At 41.0% G+C, this 6,278-nt stretch carries 2 protein-coding genes; both read right to left on the bottom strand.

Annotated elements, in window-relative coordinates:
• Positions 1 to 63: 63 nt before the first annotated feature.
• On the bottom strand, positions 64 to 3,060 hold the full coding sequence (locus tag ACYVRH_RS09695) for an efflux RND transporter permease subunit (RefSeq protein WP_461256712.1): 2,997 nt from the start codon (positions 3,058 to 3,060) through the stop codon (positions 64 to 66).
• Entirely contained in the window at positions 3,057 to 6,131 is a 3,075-nt protein-coding gene (locus ACYVRH_RS09690) for an efflux RND transporter permease subunit (protein ID WP_461256711.1), read from the bottom strand. The genes ACYVRH_RS09695 and ACYVRH_RS09690 overlap by 4 nt, the downstream gene beginning before the upstream one ends.
• Between the last annotated feature and the right edge of the window lie 147 nt (positions 6,132 to 6,278).

Here is a 6,278-nt window from a genome sequence, read left to right as displayed (position 1 = left end):
TAATAATATAGAAATTATTTTATTAAATTTACTAGACATTTTTATTCTCCCAAATTTTTTGTTTTATCCCGCACAAGCGGGGTTTTTAAATGTTCCAATGATAGATAAAATTGACGGAATTACAGTAATCGATAAAAAAAATGAGCACGCTACTCCAAGAGCGCTGACAAGCGATATTGTGCGTATCAATGTGTTAGCGCCCTCTGTCAGAAAAAGAAACGGAATTGCGCCGGCAACGGTTGTGCCGGTTGTGGAAATAAGGGCGGGTATCTTTAACCGGATAGCGTAATAAATATTAAATGTTGATTTTTCTTTTCCTTTTTTAATTTTTGAACGAAGGCCGTCTACGCATAAAATCGCCGCGTTAACTGTCATTCCGCTTACGACAATAAACGCGCAGGCGACAGCGGAATTATATGAGTTTCCTGTCAAAATCAGAATTAAAGCGGGAACGGCCAAAGAAGGCGGAATTGACGAAAGAACAAGTAATGGAACTGTAAATGATTCGTTAATTGCCGCGATGATCATGTAACAGAAAATAATTGCCAAAACAAATGAAAATACGGTTGCTGATAAATTTTCACTTTGTTTAATGGCTTCAGGATCAAATTCTACTGAATAACCCGGATCAAGCTCCAGTTTTTCAAACAAGTTTGCCAGTTCCTTTTTTACCCGACGTGGATCCATAGGTTTAGTAGTAATTGTTATAGAAGCGAATCTTCTGCGGCTGTCCCTCCTGATGCTTGACGGCTCAATTTCTTCTTTTTTCTTCATAAGGGAATCAATTTGTAAATAAGAAATGTTTTCTTCTCTCTTTGCCGAAACAAGTAAATTCAACGCGCCTTCTCTTGATTGATACATTTCGTTTCCGTTTGTGCTGACTCTTACGTCTGTTTCCCCGTTTTGATCAATTTTTTTGTACGCTACAGGGCCGTATACTCCAAGCCGGACTTTGGACGCCGCAGAATAAAAATTAACTTTCGATTCCGCAAAAATTTCCCTGTCCGGCAGCAGAATCAATTTATTGCTTCCCTGTTTAAAATTAAGAACTCTTTCGCGAACTAACGGATGTTCCGCGCAAATATGCGCAAGCGACTCGGCAAATTCCCTGCATTTTTTATCTTCATCGCCGTAAATAAAAATTTCCCAGTACCGATCCTTCGCCGAGTTTTCATGAAAAAATATAAATCCGCCCGGAATATAAATTTCTCTTGCCAATTTCCTGACAAGATTCGCATGCGTTTGTTTAGGATCAAAAGAGATAAGGAGGGAACCTGAACCTGTTCTCGCGCTTGTTTCTACATTTTTTATTCCCGGCTGTTTTACTAACTGTTTGCTGTAAGCAGTCATTAGGCGATCTGCTTCCTGCGCGTGAAGGCCTCCGCTAAATTCAATTTGCGCGTAAACTGAATCTTCCGAGCTATAACTTGATGTGTCTACTCCTTTTACTGATAATACGATGATTGTAAAAATAGAGATAATAGCGCATGATGATAAAATTACAAGCGGGTAATGATTGCAGTATCTTACAACAGAGGCAAAACATCTGCATAGGTGATGTGAAATCCGCCGCCCTGCGATGATAAATAATTGCGGAACTTTAAATAAATATTTTTGTTTGTTGGCATTTAATTCCCAGAGAAGAAGCGGCGGTAATAGCGTAAGGCTTAATACAAGCGCGGTGACGGTTACAACTGCTATTGCGCTTGCGATAATTTTTGAGTTATCTTCCATTGTTAAAAGCGGAATTAAAGCGACAATAGTTGTCGCTCCTCCCGCTAATAACGGCCCGGTAAGAGCGGATAAAGCCGCTTGAGCGGACAAAGCCGCTTTAGCGGATTTGTAATTAAAACATTTTCTTAGTTTTTCTGAGCAGAGAATAACGGCGTCAATTGCGGTGCAAACTCCGGCGGCAATTCCCGCAAGAAGAAGTTTATCGGGCGAAAAGCCAATCATCATTAGGATTGCGATTGATATTAAACAAATTAACGGAATTGATAATGCGCAGAAAAGACCGGCAATGTTTACGCTATTTTTTCCGCTTAACAGAAAACTTATTAACGCGACCATGACCGCGCCCGACAATGCGGCGTTAAGAACAGATTTGAAAGCGGCGCTTTCTTCCGCTCCAAGATCAGATAAAATTGTAAATTCTATAGGCAGAGAAAGAATAGATAATTCCTTTTTTATATCAGAAGACAGTTTGCGCAAATCCGCGCCATGCCGTCCCATAATTGCGATACTTGCGGTTTTCTCTCCGTTTAATCGCGAAAGAATATCCGGCTCCCTATCTCGTTCGCTGATAACTGCAATATCTGAAAGCTCAACATATTTTCCTTCTCCAAATGGTATTAACACCGCGTTAAATGACGAGTAACGTCCGTCTACAGTAACAATTATTTCCCTGTTATTTTGCGTAACCATTCCGCCGGAAAAAATTGAATCATTTAATCCCAGAACAGACATTATTGTTGACGGCTCTAATCCAAGAAGACCAATTTTTTCCTGATCAAGTATTATATATATTTCTTTTAATCCCACTCCTGAGACAATAACTTCTCCCGCTCCTTCAAGGCTTTCAAATCGTGGTTTTACAATTTTTTCCAACATTTGTGGCGCGTTGTCAAAGTCGTCCATTATAACGGCGGCTGACCAAACCGGAATCCTTGAGTTATTAGAACTTAAAATCTCCGGTCTTTGCGCCGATGACGGGAGCGTTTCATATATCCTTTGCGCCGCATCGCGAATTGCTTCATACCTGCCGTGCGTTCCCGGCCTGAAGCGTACAAAAACGCTTGACAGGCTGTTTTCGCTGGAGCTTTGAACCGCCATTACGCCTTGAATGGAAAAAAGCGCGTCCTCAAGCGGAATGGTTACGCTTCTTTCCATTTCTTTTGCGTCAATACCGTAGTGTTTTATTTTTATTACATAAGACCCTCCTTTATTTTCTTTAATTTTTACATTTGAGTTGACAATGACAAATAACGATAAAGCGCAGATTCCCGCTAAAATACAGAGGCTCATTTTTTTTCTTTCTAAACGGGAAGCAATATATTTCATTTAACGTCCTCACTGTGAAGTTTCCAATTAAAATACCGAATTAAAACGGAAGGAATCGCAAACAGACTAATTAAAGTTGATACGGTCAGCCCTCCTAACATTGCAGCCGCCATGGATTTTTGCGAATTTCCTAAAGGACTAAAGATTAGCGGTAAAAGAGCGAAAATAGTGGTTGTCATTGTGATTAAAATCGCCTGAAGGCGTTCTTTAGCCCCATTGCAAACTGCGTCTGCCACAGAAAAACCTTCGCGAATTTTTTGTTCGCTGATTTCAAATAGAATAAGGCTGTTATTCACAACAAGCCCGAAAAGAGCGGTTAATCCAAGTACCGCGCCCGAATCAATTTTTGAGCCGCTGATAATAAGAGCGGGTCCAGCTCCCGCAAGTGAAAATGGAATGCTCAACATTAAAATAAGCGGGAGCAGGAAAGATTCAAATTGAGCGCCCATTGTCATGTACAGAAGAACAAGCACGAGGATAATGTAAAAAATCAAAGAGTTTTTATAGCGGCTGAATACCGATTCATCGGCCCTCGTAAACCAGGGAAATTGCGCGGTTAATTTTTTAACAAAAGACGGAATTTTCTTTACGGCGGCTATATCGGCGTATACGACATCGGATCTGTCCAACCGCGCAAGAGACGCTTCCGCTTCTTTTTGTTCTATTTTTACAAGAGAACCAAGATATACATTTTTTCCCTGTTTTGATTTTAACGGGATTTGTTCAAGCAGTTGAATTGGATTATTATACGTTCCCCAATCACCCGTTACGCGAACATTTAAAGGTTTGCCTTCAATTTCAAGTTTTGTTGTTACGACTCCCTCGTTAAGAATGTAGAGCGTTTCCGCTATCTGTGACGCAGGAATTGAAAGATATGCGGCAGTTTCCCTGTTTGGGTATACCCGTATTTCAGGCCTTTTTCCCCAAGGACGGAAATTTACCGCTGTAGTCGCGGATTTAAATTCATTTTGCGCAAAATCAAGGCGCTCAAGCAGTTCTTCCCTGTCTTTGCCTTTAATTACAAATGTCCGCTCCGCCGATAAACCCAAAAGAACTTCAATTCTGTCTTTTGGAAAATACGCTGAAAAAGAAAAATTATTGTACTGTTCTAAAACTTTTTTAATTTCAACTAACGCTTTTTCCGGCTTAACACTCTTCTTAAGCATACAGTGCAAAATAAGTTCTTCTTTTTTATAATCAATATCCGCCCTTCTGCTTACGTCTCCTTCTTCCGCGCCGGCAATTCCATAAACAGTTTTTACAAACGGCAGTCTTGACACTATTATGGAGGTATCTTGACTACTATTTATTATTGTTTCCAACAAAGTTCCGTGGGGGTAAATTATCGAAACTTGTACTTCTTCCGCTTCATCAGGATTAATGAAAACTACCGGACGCATTAGGAGAGTAAGGAAACCAACAATACTTAATAACGCGGAAACGGTTAAAAACCTGTCCGATTTGCGGAGAATAGTTGAAAGCAAAAAAACATACTTTTTTTCAAGACTGCCATTTGTAAAAACTGATTTAATTTTAGTTATTTTATATTTACTAATAGTTATATTTTTATTGGCCGTTAGTTGATTGCCAAAGAACATGGAATAAAGAGAAGGAAGAAAAAACTGGGCGTAAAGCCATCCTGCGGCTACCGATGTTACAAGGGAGACGGCTATATCGCCAAAGAGACTGCCTAAAGGGCCTGGCAACATAATAATCGGAATAAAAACAAGAGACGTTGTAATGGTAGAGGCGATGTTTGATCCCGCTATTGACGCAGCTTTGTTTCCGATTTCTTCCGGTTCTGGCGTAGTTTGTCTTTTTTCAAAAGCCTGATGAAGCAGATCAATTATTATTACGCTGATGTCGGAAACAAGGCCTATCCCCATTGCTAGTCCGCCAAGGCTCATGCTGTTTAGAGATTTTCCCATAACGGAAAGAACGCAAATGCCCGCTGCGGCTGAAACGGGAATTGAAAACGCAGTGAGCAGGCTGTATTTAATACGTTGAATAAAAAGCAAAAGAACCGCTATTACTGCCGTTACGCCAAGAGCGGCTGATATTAATAAGCCTGTTATGCCGCTTATAAGTGATGATGATGAATCCGTAACAAGTTCAATTTTCGCGTCACGGGAAAAGAGAGAATTAGCCTCATCAATTGTTTTTTTTATTTCTTTTGACAGCCGCAGCGGGTCGGAGCCTGGCCTGCGATAAATCTCCAAGGCTGTGGCTTCTTTACCGTTGTAAACAAATATGCTTTCCCGACGGGCGGTAGAGTTAGAAATTTTCGCCGCATCTTCAATTTTAAAGGAGTTGCCGTTAACGGCACTTGCAGGAAGAATAATTTGTGAAAGTGAAGAAACAGAGTCAGGTTTTCCAGAGCTTACGACAACTAATTCCATGTTTCCCTCACGCGCGTTTCCGGCGGGAATATCAGCGGTTTCCTGCGCGACAAGGTTTGTAAAGTCAGAGGGGGCAATGCCAAGAGCGGCAAGACGTTGCACGTCAAGAGAAAGTCGCTCTTCGTTAATTTCACCGCCAATAAGCGTTACGGAGCCAACTCCGTCGATTCTTCGCAAACGCGCCTGTATTTCGTACTCCGCGAGTTTACGCGCAAATTCGCCATTCCCGTTATGTGAACTAACAGCCACTATGGTATGAACTTCATTCCCCGTGTCTGCCGATGTTACTGTCGGTTTGTTTACTCTTTCGGGAAGTCCCGGATAAACAGCGTCAATTGCTTCGCGGACAAGCACTGAAGCCGCCATCGTGTCGGTACCCCAGCGGAAATCAAGGCTGATAAGAGACCTGTTGTCGCGTGACACGCTCCTAATTCTTTCAAGCCCTTTAATTGGGGAAAGACCGTCTTCAAGCGGAATGGTAACCATGCTTCTTATTTCATCAGCCGCCATGCCCGGATACAGCGTCTCTACTGTCACTCTCGGTACCGAAAATATCGGCAATCTGCTGACAGGCATATTAATAAGAGAAAAGATAGCCGCAAAAATTAACGCAGTCAGTATCATAATAACTGTTACAGGCCTGCGAATAAAAAGAGTGATTAACGTTTTCATAAACATCCTACTTTAAAAGTGATATTTTTAAAGATTTATCATTTCGGTTTCCTAAAGTGTCTTTAAGTCCCGCCGCTATTAAAAAAGTTTTAGAACAGTACAATAATTTTTCTTTTTCAGCGTATTTTCCAAAAGACAGAATTGAAG

It is taken from the genome of Treponema sp. R80B11-R83G3, assembly GCF_054786115.1.
The sequence above is the reverse complement of the archived record's forward strand: the minus strand, read 5'-3'. Positions and strand labels throughout refer to the sequence as shown.

Excerpts from the sequence above, each read along its gene's own strand:
- ACYVRH_RS09690 (WP_461256711.1), bottom strand. The coding sequence starts at position 6,131 with ATGAAAACGTTAATCACTCTTTTTATTCGCAGGCCTGTAACAGTTATT.
- ACYVRH_RS09695 (WP_461256712.1), bottom strand. The coding sequence starts at position 3,060 with ATGAAATATATTGCTTCCCGTTTAGAAAGAAAAAAAATGAGCCTCTGT.